Source organism: Bacillus sp. JZ105 (genome assembly GCF_053903125.1).
This window is the reverse complement of record NZ_CP096387.1, coordinates 1,648,026-1,664,103: the sequence shown is the minus strand read 5'-3', so window position 1 is coordinate 1,664,103 and position 16,078 is coordinate 1,648,026. Positions and strand designations below refer to the sequence as shown.

Annotated in this window: 19 protein-coding genes; 1 reads left to right on the top strand and 18 read right to left on the bottom strand. The window is 37.8% G+C overall.

All coding sequences use genetic code 11. The features are described from left to right. Positions 1-19: 19 nt before the first annotated feature. The 16 genes from rpsO to M1D81_RS08380 form a co-directional block, all read right to left on the bottom strand. Positions 20-289, bottom strand: coding sequence for a 30S ribosomal protein S15 (rpsO, locus tag M1D81_RS08455; protein ID WP_008354438.1), 270 nt, complete (start codon positions 287-289; stop codon positions 20-22). Positions 290-429: 140 nt separating this feature from the next. Beyond that, the gene (gene ribF, locus M1D81_RS08450; RefSeq protein ID WP_456265071.1) at positions 430-1,395 is read right to left on the bottom strand and encodes a bifunctional riboflavin kinase/FAD synthetase; all 966 of its coding nucleotides are present in this window, start codon (positions 1,393-1,395) and stop codon (positions 430-432) included. Positions 1,396-1,412: 17 nt separating this feature from the next. Then, complete coding sequence (gene truB / locus M1D81_RS08445) at positions 1,413-2,342, bottom strand: tRNA pseudouridine(55) synthase TruB (RefSeq protein WP_456265072.1); 930 nt, start codon at positions 2,340-2,342, stop codon at positions 1,413-1,415. 68 nt (positions 2,343-2,410) lie between these two features. Continuing rightward, complete coding sequence (gene rbfA / locus M1D81_RS08440) at positions 2,411-2,761, bottom strand: 30S ribosome-binding factor RbfA (RefSeq protein WP_007499525.1); 351 nt, start codon at positions 2,759-2,761, stop codon at positions 2,411-2,413. Positions 2,762-2,778: 17 nt separating this feature from the next. Beyond that, entirely contained in the window at positions 2,779-3,057 is a 279-nt protein-coding gene (locus M1D81_RS08435) for a DUF503 domain-containing protein (protein WP_024424137.1), read from the bottom strand. Beyond that, the gene (gene infB, locus M1D81_RS08430) at positions 3,054-5,174 is read right to left on the bottom strand and encodes a translation initiation factor IF-2 (RefSeq protein WP_025092597.1); all 2,121 of its coding nucleotides are present in this window, start codon (positions 5,172-5,174) and stop codon (positions 3,054-3,056) included. The genes M1D81_RS08435 and infB overlap by 4 nt, the downstream gene beginning before the upstream one ends. 19 nt (positions 5,175-5,193) lie before the next feature. After that, positions 5,194-5,496, bottom strand: coding sequence for a YlxQ family RNA-binding protein (locus M1D81_RS08425; protein WP_024424138.1), 303 nt, complete (start codon positions 5,494-5,496; stop codon positions 5,194-5,196). Continuing rightward, positions 5,489-5,773, bottom strand: a complete 285-nt coding sequence (gene rnpM / locus M1D81_RS08420) for an RNase P modulator RnpM (RefSeq protein ID WP_251232129.1) — start codon at positions 5,771-5,773, stop codon at positions 5,489-5,491. Before rnpM ends, M1D81_RS08425 begins: the two co-directional genes overlap by 8 nt. A 15-nt stretch (positions 5,774-5,788) precedes the next feature. Continuing rightward, on the bottom strand, positions 5,789-6,904 hold the full coding sequence (gene nusA, locus M1D81_RS08415; RefSeq protein WP_024424140.1) for a transcription termination factor NusA: 1,116 nt from the start codon (positions 6,902-6,904) through the stop codon (positions 5,789-5,791). 32 nt (positions 6,905-6,936) lie between these two features. Next, positions 6,937-7,410: a ribosome maturation factor RimP gene (rimP, locus tag M1D81_RS08410; RefSeq protein WP_003211398.1), complete on the bottom strand. Its 474-nt coding sequence runs from the start codon at positions 7,408-7,410 to the stop codon at positions 6,937-6,939. Positions 7,411-8,112: 702 nt separating this feature from the next. After that, positions 8,113-8,919, bottom strand: coding sequence for a class I SAM-dependent methyltransferase (locus tag M1D81_RS08405; protein WP_034623589.1), 807 nt, complete (start codon positions 8,917-8,919; stop codon positions 8,113-8,115). A gap of 26 nt (positions 8,920-8,945) precedes the next feature. Beyond that, positions 8,946-9,611, bottom strand: coding sequence for a CPBP family intramembrane glutamic endopeptidase (locus M1D81_RS08400; RefSeq protein WP_051683475.1), 666 nt, complete (start codon positions 9,609-9,611; stop codon positions 8,946-8,948). Positions 9,612-9,624: 13 nt separating this feature from the next. Continuing rightward, on the bottom strand, positions 9,625-10,434 hold the full coding sequence (locus tag M1D81_RS08395; RefSeq protein ID WP_034623591.1) for a SagB/ThcOx family dehydrogenase: 810 nt from the start codon (positions 10,432-10,434) through the stop codon (positions 9,625-9,627). A 24-nt stretch (positions 10,435-10,458) separates the two neighbouring features. After that, the gene (locus M1D81_RS08390; protein ID WP_456265073.1) at positions 10,459-11,805 is read right to left on the bottom strand and encodes a YcaO-like family protein; all 1,347 of its coding nucleotides are present in this window, start codon (positions 11,803-11,805) and stop codon (positions 10,459-10,461) included. Positions 11,806-11,807: 2 nt separating this feature from the next. Further along, entirely contained in the window at positions 11,808-12,788 is a 981-nt protein-coding gene (locus tag M1D81_RS08385; protein WP_456265074.1) for a TOMM precursor leader peptide-binding protein, read from the bottom strand. 13 nt (positions 12,789-12,801) lie between these two features. Then, entirely contained in the window at positions 12,802-13,509 is a 708-nt protein-coding gene (locus tag M1D81_RS08380; protein ID WP_034623597.1) for a Rossmann-fold NAD(P)-binding domain-containing protein, read from the bottom strand. Between the two features lie 427 nt (positions 13,510-13,936). Here M1D81_RS08380 and M1D81_RS08375 point away from each other — a divergent pair, with 427 nt between their 5' ends. Next, on the top strand, positions 13,937-14,062 hold the full coding sequence (locus M1D81_RS08375) for a plantazolicin family TOMM peptide (protein WP_080701195.1): 126 nt from the start codon (positions 13,937-13,939) through the stop codon (positions 14,060-14,062). A 215-nt stretch (positions 14,063-14,277) separates the two neighbouring features. Here M1D81_RS08375 and M1D81_RS08370 read toward each other — a convergent pair whose 3' ends face one another. Both M1D81_RS08370 and M1D81_RS08365 read right to left on the bottom strand, forming a co-directional pair. After that, positions 14,278-14,997, bottom strand: a complete 720-nt coding sequence (locus tag M1D81_RS08370; RefSeq protein ID WP_164512170.1) for a pentapeptide repeat-containing protein — start codon at positions 14,995-14,997, stop codon at positions 14,278-14,280. 77 nt (positions 14,998-15,074) lie between these two features. Continuing rightward, on the bottom strand, positions 15,075-15,845 hold the full coding sequence (locus tag M1D81_RS08365; RefSeq protein WP_227001718.1) for an ABC transporter permease: 771 nt from the start codon (positions 15,843-15,845) through the stop codon (positions 15,075-15,077). Positions 15,846-16,078 lie beyond the last annotated feature (233 nt).

Sequence of the window (16,078 nt, the reverse complement as noted above, 5' to 3'; positions counted from 1 at the left end):
ATCCTCCCGCTTTTTACGATTATCGACGTAAGCCTAGTTTGTTAATTAACTCACGGTAACGAGTTACGTCTTTATTACGTAGATACGTAAGAAGATTACGACGTCTACCTACCATTTTCAAAAGACCGCGACGTGAGTGGTGATCTTTCTTATGAGTACGTAAATGCTCGTTCAAGTTGTTAATTGATTCTGTTAGGACAGCGATCTGAACTTCTGGAGATCCAGTATCAGATTCGTGTGTTTTGAACTCATTAATTAATTGCGTTTTACGCTCTTGAGTAATTGCCATCCTGTTTCACCTCCAAATCATGTTAGCCCCATCTACCTCGCAGCCGTCGGTGAAGTCGGCCTGCCAAGTAAGTGGTTTTAAAGCTACAGGAATAATCATACTAAAAATATGCTGAATTTGCAAATGGTAGAGCAGTTTTTCTATGATTTTTTTGTTTGCTTATGCTGATCTTGAAAAAACTGAATCGCTTCTTCTTTATCTTGACTGATTTGAGCCGTCAGCTCCTGGATTCCGTTAAATTTCCGTTCACTGCGAATGCGCTTGAACCATTGTAATTTGATCGGCTGGCCATATATTTCTTCGTTAAAATCAAAGAGGTTTACTTCAATGGCAGGCTGATCAGGACGTTTTTCATAAAATGTTGGTTTATAGCCGACATTACAAACGCCGTCATATACTTTACCTTTTACTTCTGCTCTTACTGCATATACCCCTGTTGGCGGAATAATGTATTCAGCAGATAAGCCGACATTAGCTGTCGGGAACCCGATCGTCCGTCCGCGTTTGTCTCCATGGATGACAATGCCGCGAAGCTGATAAGGTTTGCCTAAAAGCTCGCTCACATATTCAACATCCCCATTTTTTAATGCCGAACGGATGAGAGTGGAGCTGACTTTTCGGTCTTGATTGGACAGCTTAGGGACGATGGTTGCATTGATACGGCCTTTTCCGTATTCGTCGAACGTTTCCATTGTGCCCGCACCAAAACGGCCAAACGTAAAATCAAACCCCGCTACTGCGTGCTTCACATTCAATTCATCCAAATATTGATCCACAAACTCTTGTGGAAATAGAGCTGCAAAGCTCTCGCTGAATTGTACGATGTATAAATAGTCAGCGCCCAGCTGTTCAATAAAATCAATTTTATCCTCAAGCGGTGTAATTAAGTCTTTTGGTTCCCGTGCCTTTTGCAAAACATGTGATGGATGCGGATGAAAGGTCATGACTGCTAAGGCCAATCCTTCTTTTTCCGCAATGCTTTTTGCTTCATCAATGACTTTTTGATGCCCGAGGTGAACACCGTCAAAGTACCCTAAAGCCATGACAGACGGGACTTGATCCTTTTGATTCAATGTATGTGGGTGTGAAATATGTATAGTCTTCACGAGATGTCACCTTTTCTTTAAGATTGCTTGTCCTGAGATAAGATCTTCGCCGGCTTCATCAGGTTCTGTTTGGTCGGATGCTTCATATAAATCGCCAGACAACGGCCTGAAGGAGCAAATACAGCGACACGATCCGCCTCTATGAAATGAGCAAATTCATCAGGCATTGGCAGGACTGCACCGTTTTCCACTTTACTTGCTAATGTATCATTTATCTCCCATTTCGGCAAATGATTGAGCGCACGCTCGACCGGGACAAGGTGTTCATCCACAGTTCCTGCCTCGCTTATCTCTCGCAGCTCATCCAGTGTGATACATTCATCAAGTGTAAAATCGCCAGACCCAGTGCGAATGAGATGTGACATGTGGGCTGGAAATCCTAGTTTCTTCCCGATATCAACCGCTAAGGTTCTCACATACGTTCCCTTTGAGCATAGAACGGTGAATCTAAATGACATACAGCCATCTTCATATGTGACAGGTGTAGTCCGCTCGATACGGTGAATGGTAATTTCACGGCTCGGCCGTTCAATTTCAATGCCTTCTCTTGCATATTCATAGAGCTTTTTCCCGCCAATTTTCACAGCAGAAAACATAGGAGGAATTTGTTCAATGATTCCTTCAAACTGCTTCAGCGCCGCATCAATTTCTTTTTCTGAGATCGGTTTTTCTACCTTTTTTTCTTCTACGATCTCACCTGTTTGGTCTTCTGTTGTTGTAGAAAAGCCAATCGTGATCTCTGCATCATACGTTTTCGATTTATCTGTTAAGTATTCTACAATCTTCGTTGCTCTTCCGATACAAATAGGCAGAACACCTGAAACCTCTGGGTCGAGGGTGCCTGTATGGCCGACTTTTTTTGTGCGCAAAATTTTTCTTACTTTAAACACACAGTCGTGTGAGGTCATGCCTCTTTCTTTATGTAATAAAAGAACACCATTTATCATCTGCGTTCTCTCCTTTCATAAACGATGAAAAAGGACAGACGATCATCGCCTATCCTTATTTCAACGTCTTATTCGTGATCTTTTGTGTTTAATTCAGCAATCAGGCTTTCAATTCGGTTTCCGTAATCTACGGATTCGTCGAATTCAAAATGCAGTTCTGGTGTTTTGCGAAGTCTGATTCGATTGCCAATTTCAGAGCGGATGTACCCTTTAGCCTTTGCAAGACCTTTTAAGGTTTCCTCTCTTTTCTTCTCGTCGCCAAGAACAGAAATGTAGACTTTGGCAATTTGCAAATCACCGGATACTTCGACATCAGTTACAGTCAAAAAGCCGATTCTTGGATCTTTTAGCTTTCTGCCTAAGATGTCGCCCAATTCTTTTTTCATTTGCTCACCCACACGGGTTGCTCTCATACTCATGATCTTATCACCTCTAATTAAAACCACTCAGTTTTCGTGATCGTTCGTTCAATTTCAGGAAAAGAATCGATAAAGCTTAATACACGCTGAAGCTCCTTTTCCACTTGAACCCGAGATGAGGAAATCACGGCGATTCCGATTGATGTACGCTGCCATGTATCCTGGTAATCCATTTCAGCAATGGTTACATTGAATTTATGACGCGTTCTTGTCAATATTCGCTGAAGAACCGCACGTTTTTCCTTCAGTGAGGATGCATCATAGATCATGCACTCACATTCGGTATAACCGATCATTTTCTTTCGATTTCTTGCATAACGAATGATTCCATGACATCACCTTCACGGATATCATTGTATTTCTTAATGGTAATACCACATTCATAGCCTTGTGAAACTTCTTTCACATCATCTTTAAATCGTTTTAACACGTCAACTTCGCCTTCAAAAATAACGACGCCGTCACGGATTAAGCGGATTCCGCTATCTCTTGTAATCGTTCCTTCAGTTACATAGCCGCCCGCAATTGTACCGATTTTAGATACTTTGAACGTTTGACGAACTTCAACTTGACCGATGACTTTTTCTTCATATTCAGGGTCAAGCATTCCTTTCATCGCAGCTTCAATTTCATCGATGACTTTATAGATTATGCGGTGCAAGCGGATATCTACGTTCTCTGTTTCAGCTGTGCTCTTCGCATTTCCATCAGGACGTACGTTAAAGCCAATCACGATGGCATTAGAAGCACTTGCTAAAATGATGTCTGATTCTGTAATCGCTCCAACACCCGTATGGATGATTTTCACTTTTACGCCTTCGACTTCAATTTTTTGAAGAGCTGCTGTTAATGCTTCAGCAGAGCCTTGTACGTCTGCTTTCACGATCAAGTTGATATCTTTTACGTCACCTTGTTTGATTTGCTCAAATAGGTCGTCTAGAGATAATTTTGCTTTATCTGAACGCTGTTCGTCCAGCTGTTTAGAAGCACGCGCCTCACCGACTTGACGAGCTGTCTTTTCATCTTTGAATACAAGGAACTGATCCCCTGCATTCGGTACATCGTTTAAACCAGTGATTTCAACAGGTGTAGATGGTCCTGCTGTTTTCACGCGGCGGCCGATGTCATTGACCATTGCACGTACACGGCCAAATGTATTTCCGACAACGATTGGGTCACCTACATGAAGTGTACCTGTTTGAACAAGAAGGGTTGCAACAGAACCTCTTCCTTTATCAAGCTCAGCCTCGATGACAGTCCCTTTTGCCGCACGATTAGGGTTGGCTTTCAGTTCTGCTACTTCGCTGACAAGAAGGATCATTTCGATCAATTCGTCAATGCCTTCACCTGTTTTCGCAGATAGTGGAACGAAAATGGTTTCGCCGCCCCAAGCTTCTGGTACAAGACCATGCTCGGTTAATTCCTGCATCACGCGGTCAGGGTTCGCTGTTGGTTTGTCAATTTTGTTAACAGCGACAATGATTGGCACTTCTGCCGCTTTCGCATGGTTAATCGCTTCAATTGTTTGAGGCATGACACCATCATCTGCTGCAACGACTAGAATGGTCGTATCCGTTACTTCGGCACCACGTGCACGCATCGTTGTAAATGCTGCGTGTCCAGGTGTATCAAGGAACGTAATTTTTTTGCCGTTTTCTTCAATTTGGTATGCACCGATATGCTGCGTGATTCCACCTGCTTCGCCTTCGACGACTTTTGTCTTACGAATGCTGTCAAGAAGAGTTGTTTTCCCGTGGTCAACGTGTCCCATGATCGTTACAACTGGAGGGCGTACTTGCATATCTTCTTCTTTATCTTCAACTTCATACTTTTCAAGTTCAGTTTCTTCTAAAATAATGACTTCCTCTACTGGAACACCATATTCAGAAGCGATTAATTCAACTGTATCTTTATCAAGTTCTTGGTTGATCGTTGCCATGACACCAAGCATCATCAGCTTTTTGATGATTTCAGCTGTTTCTTTTCCAAGCTCATCAGCCAGCTGGCCGACGGTCATTGAATTTGTAAATTCAATTTTTTCAGGAAGCTCTTTTTTAGGCTTCACAGGTCTAGCTTGCTGATGCTGCGGTTTGTTATTTCCACCGCGTTTATTTTTGTTTTTATTTTGGTTGTTGTTTTTTTTGTTTTTATTAAATTGATTATTCTGCACGTCATTCTTCTTTCTATCATTGTTTTTGTTAGATGATTGTTTTTTTTGTTCTGCGGGTTTCTCGTTAGCTGTCTCTTTTGCTTTGGCTTTTTTATAGATAGCGTCTAGCTTTTTCACAGTGTCGTCTTCAAGCGTCGCCATGTGGTTGTTCACTTCCACGTTCATATCCTTAAGCGCTGCTATAATATCTTTACTTGAAACATCTATGGCTTTTGCGTATTCATATACTCTCACTTTAGCCATTCGTTCACCCCCAAATAAATTAATCGAGCAAGCTTATGAGCTTCTTAGCGAAGCCTTGGTCAGTGACAGCGACAACTACGCGAGCTTCTTTCCCAATAGAACGTCCGAGAACGGAACGGTCTTCAACTTTTCTAACCGGAACATTATAAAATTTGCATTTGTCAGATACCTTTTTCTCTGTGTTAGATGAGGCATCTGCTGCAAGAAGAACCAGCTTAGCACGCGCATGTCTAATTTCTTTGATCACCAGATCTTCTCCTGACACGACTTTACGAGCTCGATTTGCTAGACCAAGCAAAGGATACCATTCAGATTCATTCATTAGGTTTTTTCACCTTTTCAGCTAGTTCTAGTAATTCTTCAAATATGTGTTCGTCAATCTGTGTCTGAAATTGCTGCTGTAAACTGCGTTTGTTCTTTGCCGCAAGAATGGTTTCTTTATCGAGAGAAAGGTAAGCTCCGCGTCCGTTCATTTTTCCGGTAGCGTCAACAGACACTTCTCCTTCTTTAGAACGAACAACACGGATCAGTTCTTTCTTTGGTTTCATTTCTCCCGTCACGATGCATTTTCTAAGCGGGATTTTTTTTCGGCTTTTCACCTTTAATATCACCTCTTATTCGTCAGATTCCTCAGCTACTGGTTCAGCCTCTAAGAAAAGAGATTCAGAGTCTTCAGTTCTTGGAAAAATACCGAGTTCCCTTGCATCTGTTTCGCTTTTAATGTCAATTTTCCAGCTGGTCAGCTTCGCTGCAAGACGGGCATTTTGACCTCTTTTACCAATCGCTAATGACAGCTGATAATCAGGGACAATGACTGTTGTCGCTTTGTCTTCTTCATTCACAATGACATCAAGTACTTTTGATGGACTCAGCGCATTGGCAACAAATTCAACCGGGTCATTAGACCAATGGACAATGTCAATTTTTTCGCCTTTCAGCTCATTGACAATTGCTTGTACACGCTGGCCTTTTGGTCCAACACAGGAGCCAACTGGATCAACATCAGGATCATCTGTACGAACAGATATTTTAGAACGGTCCCCAGCTTCTCTAGCAACCGATTTAAGCTCTACAGTACCATCATAAATTTCTGGTACTTCAATTTCAAATAAACGCTTTAAAAGACCTGGATGTGTTCTAGACACATAAATTTGTGGTCCTTTTGTTGTTTTTTCTACTTTTGTAATGAACACTTTAATGCGATCATGTGGTTTGTATTCTTCATTTGGCATTTGTTCATTGACAGGAAGAAGGGCTTCGATTTTGCCAAGTGACACGTAAATGAATTTACTGTCAATCCGCTGAACGATTCCCGTCATAATGTCTTCCTCGCGGTCGATGAACTCAGTGTAGATCACACCACGCTCTGCTTCTCTCACACGCTGCGTCACAACTTGTTTCGCTGTCTGAGCTGCAATGCGTCCGAAGTCTTTTGGTGTGACTTCGATCTCAACGACGTCACCAACCATGTAATTCGGGTTAATATTGGCTGCATCATCTACAGAGATTTCAAGGCGAGAATCATACACTTCATCTACAACATCTTTTCTAGCGAACACACGAATTGTTCCCGTTTCGCGGTTTAAATCAACACGAACATTTTGTGCTTGATTAAAATTACGCTTATATGCAGAAATGAGTGCAGCTTCTATCGCTTCAATTATAATTTCTTTACTAATACCCTTCTCTTTCTCAAGAACAGTCAGGGCATCTAACAACTCACTACTCATTTTTATGGTTCCCCCTTATATCAATGAAAAGGTTAATTGAACGAAACTGCTAATCTTGCGTTAGCTATTTTTTCGTATGGAATATTGATCTCTTTCTTTCTTGTCTTGATCTTCACTGTCACTGTTGCAATCTCACCATCAAAGCTTGTAAGCTCACCTTCAAATGCTTTTTCACCATCAATTGGTTCATATGTTTTCATGAAAACATTTTTTCCAAGTGCTTTTTCAAAATCAGCTTTTTTCTTTAATGGGCGCTCCGCTCCAGGAGAGGACACTTCAAGAAAGTAGTTTTGGCTAATCGGATCTGCCTCATCAAGCTTTTCGCTCAAGGCTTCGCTCACTTTGGCACACTCTTCGATATCGACACCTTTATCAGAGTCAATAAACACGCGAAGGAACCAGTTTTGACCCTCTTTGACAAATTCAACATCAACGAGTTCAAGCTGTAAGCCATCTAAAATTGGCTGCACCATTTCGCTTACGACATCCACTACTTTTTTGCTCATTCTCTTCCTCCTTGTGCTTTCGATAAACGCTCTTATCAATCATTCTGCATAAAAACCCTGCTTTATGTGAGCAGGGGGAGCAGAAAACGGATGAATAATGTCGAGACAAAAATTGCCTGTTCAATACAAAAGAGCGGGTTTCCCCACTCTTGTCTCGGTAATCGTTAGCATTTCCATAAAAACTATACCATATCCAATTTTTTTATGCAAATGAAGTTCCTCCTTATAATAGGTACTTGCTCAACGATTACTGCAGCATGTTCAGTACCATTAATACCTCTCTCTTCCTTTATATATAAACGGAAAGCCACTATGAATAGAGCGGACTGGTAATAATGCACCTGAATGCAATGAGCGAAGAACAGAGCTCCCCTATGAAAGAAAGTAACATCTACACTAAGCCATCTCTATTTCCAAAAAACATTTTGTATGACACAGTATGGTTATTTATATAGAAGCAAAGAGTGTATCAGTAAACAGCCTTCACTTTCAAATTTTTCATCCCCCCTAATGGATAAGTACTTTAACGTTAAAGAAATAAGCACTTTGCCTTTGTCACTCACTTCAGAGAACCGCGTTCTAATTTTTAGGGAATAGCAATGTAAAGATCATTCATATTGAACTCCCCGAAGAGCAGGCGGAGACTGAACGGATAACCTTCATATTATACATGAGAAAGAACCATGTTTATATGGAATGAATTTATCCAGACTGTTTAATCAGCCATGCATGTAAAAGTAAAGGTGTCTTCTGTGCTGAATTGCTATATTCATCTGGAACCTGCCTTAACGTTTGTTGTAAATTTTCATTTCCTATTAACGATAAAAATTCCATACTAAATGGGCTAAACCCTCCAATTATAGAAGTACCAATCTTATACATCATATCTTTTCTAGTTTTGGTCATATAGGTGAGTAACTGCTCGAACTCAGATAATGTCAATGAGGCGTGATATTGATCATATAAATACAGTTCTTCTTCTTTGTTCTCAACTGAACTCAATCCACTTTCTATACTATCTCGATTTAAATCAACTATATAAATAATAGATTCATTTGATAAATAAGGAAGTAACTGTTCTAATAATGCTAAAGGATCTTCAAATAGCCCAAAACACAGATGTATTAAAATCGCATCATAACTTTTCGCATGTGATGAAAAATTTTTGATATCTGTACAAATAAAATTAGCTTTTAAATTCAATTGATTTGCACAATGTATGGCTTCTTCAGATGAATCAATTCCAGTCAAATCAGCTTGAGGTAATTGCTTAGATAAATACTCAAGCATCTGCCCTTGTCCACATCCTATATCTAAAATAGAGGCAGGGGTTTTTTTGAATGTTAGTTGATAATAAGAAATGAAAGTTTCAGCTGATAGACATCGAGTAAATGGCGTTTCTCGATTATCATAATTTGAACTTATTTTTCTTTTTTCTGAATCCAAAAACCATGACTGCGCCAGAGCTCTTTTCCCTTTAAGCTCTTTCATCTTTTCTTGTATTATCACAGGGTTTACCACCTTTATAAAAAGTCTCACCAATCAGTTTCAGATAATACGGGAGGTTTCGTTTTGAAGTTCTTTATTTTGCGAGGTTGAAAAAAATGAATGAACAGATTATGTGAAATATGAAATGCTATCGCTGCTAGAATACCAAATGTTAAGTATGAAATAACTGTGATTAATGTAAAAAGCGACATATAAGCAATAGACTTAACACCGCCTATTGGTATATGCAGCAAGATAAATCCTATTGAACTGATACAGATCGATACCGCTGCAGACTCCACAGAATTTGTTAGTAATAATAACGGAAGAAAGAACCGCCAAATCAATTCTTCTGATAGAGCCGTTAATGGAAGAAAAAAGATTGAATCAACATTGACAACATATCTGCCTCTAAATGCAACAACTTTGTTTTTTAATTTCCATAGAACTGACGGTAATAGGACACCTAATAAAGAGAAGAATAAAACACCATACACATTTTTATTATTAGAAATTTCAACTAAGAGCTCTTGAGAAAATGCTCCACAGCATATAGAAGCTCCGATAATCGTGAATCCATCATAGCTCCTCTGAGGAGTGATATATGTTATTAACTTTCGATCGGATATTGGTTTATCTCTCTTGATTTTGATCACCACTTTAGAGCTTAAGGGACCCAAAAAGTGAATGAGGATCCCTAAAGCTGCTACCATTGAAATCATCTATTTAAGTACCCGCAATCAATGTATAAATTGGGGCATCATCTACTCCATTAAATCCACCGATCAGTTCCATTAACTCATCATCGATAAACCCTCCGAATGGTCGGCTATTAATCTTCTGTGCAGTAGATAGCAAAATCATATTTTGCATGACATGTCCTGCCTCCATAAAAACGAAGCGATAAGAACGATGTCCATACTTAAATCGAGAACGCCAAAAATTAGCTGAAATGACTACAGCAAATGCAAAATCTTGAACGGATTCTTCTTGTAACATTATTTTCTCAAATTCTTTTTCAGAGTAATCACCCATTTTGGTCAATCCTTTTCTATACGGATCGAAATGATAAATACCTTTGACTAAAGAATCCACTTTGTTGGCTACAATAAATAGATCTAGAGGATAAAGTGCCCCGCCAGATGGTATAGGGCGTCTAGGTCCTTCTTTACGCTCTACCAATCCATAACTCTTCTGTAAAACTGTTGAGAGTTGTTCTAATGAAACACTCCCCCCGCTAAAATAATCTGCACTTCTTCGTTCCTTAATGACATCATCTAAAGTTATATTTGTATTTAATGGTTTAGGCAGTAAAATTAAAGGTAGGTCATCAAATCTTTTACTTGCATGTGTAGCAATCTTTTGCAAAGTTTGAGATCGCAGCAGCCCTGCAACACCAGGTGCGTCCCATGCCATTGAACCCCTATAGATTTTTGTTGCCTCAAACCAATTTTCAGAAGGATCATCAAACCGTAATGCTTCGTTTCCATACACAACATCAGCCAAATTAGTAGCATGTCTTTCAATACTATTCATATATTTAATCACCTTTCTACGATATTAAGGAAATGGATGCGGAATTGGATTCAGTTCTTCTAACTTAAAAGGTTTATCTACTAAACCTAAATGATAAGAATGTTTTAAAATTCGTTCTCCGCCCAACATTCTACCTCTATAAAGAACGTCAATCGGTTTATATCCAGGAATAATTGATTTTACAACATAGGCACCAGCATCTTTTATATCAGGGCTGGTTAAATCAAAAGTTGCCACATGATATCCTTGTTTTGATAAATGACTGACAAGGTTAGTCCATAAAATGTCTGGAGAACGATCATCAAACGGTGCATAGTCTTTAACGCCCACTAATTTCTCACTCGCTGTTAAAAAATCAGCTTCTTTCACAATAGCTGTTCCCGCATAGAGTTTAATATGATCTTCAAAACTGTTAATATCTCGATGATAATCTACATCCAATAAGGCGTTCCCTAATCGTTGTTCTGTTTTTACCCAAGTTCTTGTATACATTCCCTCTATTGCAGCTTTCTCACATGCTCTTTCAATTGAATGAGCAGAGGCCGCGCCAATAGCAAATGGAGCTAAATCTGTATGAGGATTTCTTATCACTGCCAAAATAGTAGGAACACCAGAAAAAATGCTCATGTCTACTAAATGCAAATCAAGAGAAGTAGGTTTAATATATCTTTCATAGAAGTGTTTTAATCTAGGTGAGGTATTAATATCGATCTGCGGTAAACTTAACTTATTGTACCAAGTAAGCATAAATGCATCTCTTTCAATTGTTTCAAATAAACCTGAGATTGCAGCTTCTTGATATGTAATACCACAAGCTAGTCCATTACTAGTTGCATGACCAATATTGGGGTCTCCTGGCCACTCAGTATAGTTTGCAATATGAATTAATTGAGCAGGCGTCCAAACTTCTTCATTATTTTCAGCAATATGACCTTTTCTCCACCATAATTTTGTATCTTCATTCCATCTATCATGAGGAAAATCCGGGTCCTCATATTGAGTGACAGCATACATCTCCCACTTATCAAAGCCAATTACTGATTTGCCTTCATTGATTAAGTCCTTTTGAGTACCAAAACATACAACATCAGAGTTTAAAGGTAAATAAGCGGCACTATATCTTTCCACCGTTTCACCTATAGCTGCTAATCTGGCTGCAGCTGGATTAGCAGATCCTCCCCCATTATATGAATTAGATGGTACTCCAAATAAAATATTGCTGTCTGTACCATGCGCTCCATATGAATGACCCCATATATCATCAACGTCTCTGAGTTTTCTATACTCTCTACGGACTATCCCAACATAAGGATCTGCCAATTGATCGAGTATTTCCCATGACTCTTCTAACGTTGTCCATTTATTAGCCATAATTAATTATTCACCTCACCATGAAACCAAACTTGAGGAAAACCTGTATCTGCAGTTGGGGAACACTTTGGGCATCTAGGAACTCGATAAACACGATGATGATTACATGAGACACCTTTATCATCTAAATTAATTGTTGTAAATCCACCTGGTGTTGCACTTGGTGCGTAATCTTTTAGTGTGAGCCATTCTAAAATTAAATTACTTGCAATTCCGATTTGAACTAAATTAATCGGCATATGATAAACCGGTTTCTTTTCAGGATTTATAGGTTTTATTTTCATTAAGTCTGATCGCAATACTTCGTCAGAAAAATTTGCTGATTTTCGAAGGTTATAGCAATGTAAACAAGCTGATTGATGTGGCAAGAAAAATGGACCTACCCAAGATGTCTGTCCATCATATGGCACAATGCTTAACCAAGGGATGTGGTCTTCTAATGCCAGATCATTTATTTCTTCAAAAATCGGATCTAAATGAGAGTTGCCGATAGCAACCCTGATATCTGGCTGCTTATTTAATTCTCCTTTAAGCACTACATGTAGCCCTGCCTCTTGCAAATGACGAATAAATTCAGCAGCAACTGGGTTATGATCTCGCGTAATAACTTCAACAATCCCTGTTTTTAAACGATCTAGTATATCTTCAACCAATACTTGTCCACCGGCTCTTTCATAAGACAAAAGCGCAGTTAAATCAAAGGTCATATCCGTCTTAACACACATTCCGTTCGCAACTAAAAATTCGAGGACATGTTTTAATTGATCACTCTCTACTTCGAAATTCTCCTCCAGCTCTTTAACGGAAACCCCATTATCTTCCATAAGATAATCAGAAATTTCTTGAATAAATTCAATAATTCCGTCACCTTCAATTTTGGTGACAGTTTGCGCTTTTAAACCAATCAAACTGTCTTCTAGTTTACCTAGCGTAATGTGTGGTGCTAATTTATACCTCGTCATTTCTTGGTCTTTGACAAACATATATTATTCCTCCTTAAGAATAATTAATTTGTATTTTAGATAATTGTGCCCGATTTGGGGGGTGACCAATTATTTGTTCCAGCGTGTTCGTAAATGGCTGTAAATGTTTTGAAGAAGAAGCTTCTTGAAATTCGGCTAACCATTCTAATACGTCTAAAGGCATATTGTTCTGGGACAAAATTGATATGACCTCTTCTTTACTTTTACAATACAATTCAATTTTCATGTTTAAATCCTCTTCAAAAATATCCTTCAGCCTACTCATACTTACTAACTCTGGTCCTGTTAAATCATATGCCTTTCCAGCGCGATTCCTAACATCCTGTTTAGGGATCAAACATGCCTTTACAACATCTTTTGTATTGATCCAATTAACTCCCTCGGGAGAAAATGCAGTTATTAATTTACCAGTAGCACCTGCCCATCCTCTATAAAGTTCTATATTAATATCAAGCGGTGAAGTCCTATAAAGTATGCTATTCTGATAGATTTTCAATAATTCACTTTCAAGAGAACCTAGTTCATCCTCGACAGTATGCCTTCTATTAGATAAAATAATCGTTTCCGTTTGAAAATCAGTATTATTTATAAAGAATTCTTTGTCATAACTAACAGCCCCGCCCAAATCAATTATTTGAACAGGATAGTCTTCATACTCAACTTTCATCTTCTCTAAATAGGCTTTTATTGGTTCTCTAATCCCGACATAATGAATACTCATAAAGATCCCCTCCCTCTTTTCTCTTTCCTGATTATCAGTGAATGGTGAAAATCTAAATCAATCAAACTTATAATAGAAATAGTAATCTTCTATTTGAGTTCTTCATAACATAGTAACCTCAACTTTTTTCATACATTTAATTAACTTAATATCTAAATACCCAAAATATTTGATTCAAATTAACACCAACCTTTAATCCAAAAATAACATAAAGACCATATAAAACCTTAAAATACATTAAATTTTAAATATAGTATTATTTTCCATAGTCATATTAAACCACATTTTTTCAGTGGTATCAACGGACTTTTCAGAAAATATAAAACTTTCACACTCACATATTGACAAATAAAGACTTATGAACCATCATATGTAATATATCAACTACATATCTATGTTGATAAATTTTAACTAAGGAGGTCTAAAGATGACTAAAATTACAATCCCAACTGCTTTGGCTGCTAAGGTACATGGGGAAGGTCAACATTTATTCGAACCAATGGCTGCGCGCTGCACTTGCACAACAATCATCTCAAGTTCTTCAACTTTCTAATCAACTTTAGTTTTTTCGACATATCATTGAAAAGATCGCTCGCCCACCTAGCGAAGCAGACTTAGCTAGGTGGGTGGGCATTTTTTATTTGAAAATAGAAGTTTCCACGTTTATTTTGCTTAACGAAAACCTTGCATCCAGTTAATGGGACAGCAAGAGATAGTGAATAAAACAAAAAAAGGCTATTGAGATTTTTCTCAATAGCCCCCACTGTATTAAATATCGATTACTTCCACACCGCTTAAATCTGCCCCTTCTCCTTCTAAAATATGATAAGTCATTTTATCCATTGTCACTCCAATAAAGTTTAATTTTTTAATCGTACATGATTTAAAATTAACATTGATTAATTTAGAATTCTCAAAAGTAATGTTTTTAAAATAACAATTTTCAAATAAAACATTTATTAAAGATGATTCATCAATACTAATGTTGGGTAAATGACAGCCATATAAGGATGAATTCGTTATCTCACAATGTTCAAAATGAGATTGAGTCAAATCACTCTTTTCAAAGGTAGATGAGGAAATTTTAGAATGGCTAATATTAACTTTTCTCAGATAGCACCCATTAAAATCTGAATGGCTCATTACTTTTTGTACAATCGATAGCCCCTTAAAATCGCATAACTTATATTTAACATTTATAAACGTTAACCAATCTAAATCAGCATTAACAAATATTTTTTTCACATGCTCTACGCGGTTATGATCATCAATTACTAATGTATGATTATCAATGCTTATTTCGCCTGATTTCAGCTTTTCAATAAGCATATCCTGAACCTCTGCATCTTTTAATCCATCATTTTCGAGTTTTAATTTAACATTTCCAAGCAGCTCTAATAATTCTTTTTTCTTTTCTTCATATGTTTTGTCTTTTTTATATGGCCGAAAACAACTTTCAACATACAGTTCTAACTCTTCACTTAACATTGACTCACTCCTTTTTTTCAGACAGCATACAAGCATTGATTTTGCGGTGCATAACATTTAGCTGAAATTTTTAGAGACTAGCCTCTTGCTCGCTTTATATATTTTTTATAGCCAACCAACGAAAGAATAAACCCTAACAGTGTATAGCCTATAAGGACTGCTGTAACTAAGATCAAATTCTCTCCCCCTGGTAGTGTTGATACTGATTGCACTAAACCTTGATGTGCCCAATACTGCGGGAAGAGCATACCAATTATTTTGAGATAACTAGGTAATTGATCAAATGGAGTCCATAAGCCACAAGCAACTGCTGTCCCTAAAGCAATCATGTTTGTCATCACTAAGCCTGTATTCTCAGTTTTAGCAAATGCGGCGATGGCAACTCCCCATGAAGTCACTTGCATTGATAATAGAACAACTACTAAGAAATACGAGCTGTATTGTGTTATTTCAATACCATATAAATAAACTCCTAAAATGGTTAGCAACAAAACTTGAAATAAGATAATGATAAAAAATGGAACGCACTTTCCAAGAAAAAAATGATGCGGCTGTAAAGGAGTACTTGCTAGCCTTGCCACAATTCCTTTCTCACGATCTTTTACAAAACTAATGACAATTGAAATAATGACAAATGTGGAGAAAAACACGCTCATCCCTGTCACTGATTGAGAAGCAACTAATGTTTTTTGTGCTTGAGAACTACCTGATGTAAATAATTCTATTAAAAGAATAATTGAAGCAACTGGTAATAAAATGGTCCAGAACAACAATGATCGATCTTTCACCTGTTTTATAGATTCGATGCGGACTAGTGGCCACATAAAAATCACTCCCGTTATATTCATTTGATTCCCTTCTATATAACTCTTAAATAATCACATTTTTTATTTATTTTACCATTTGTTGATGTGACGAATTAGAATTAGTCACATAATGTTGACTAATTACGTATGATTTTAAATCACGGTACACACAAATTAATTCTGTTCGTTAGATTTATGCTCTTTCTACATCAGTTACTCTTTTAAGTTATTTTAATTGAAAAAAATACGAGAGTGCTTTTCATTCATAAAGACAT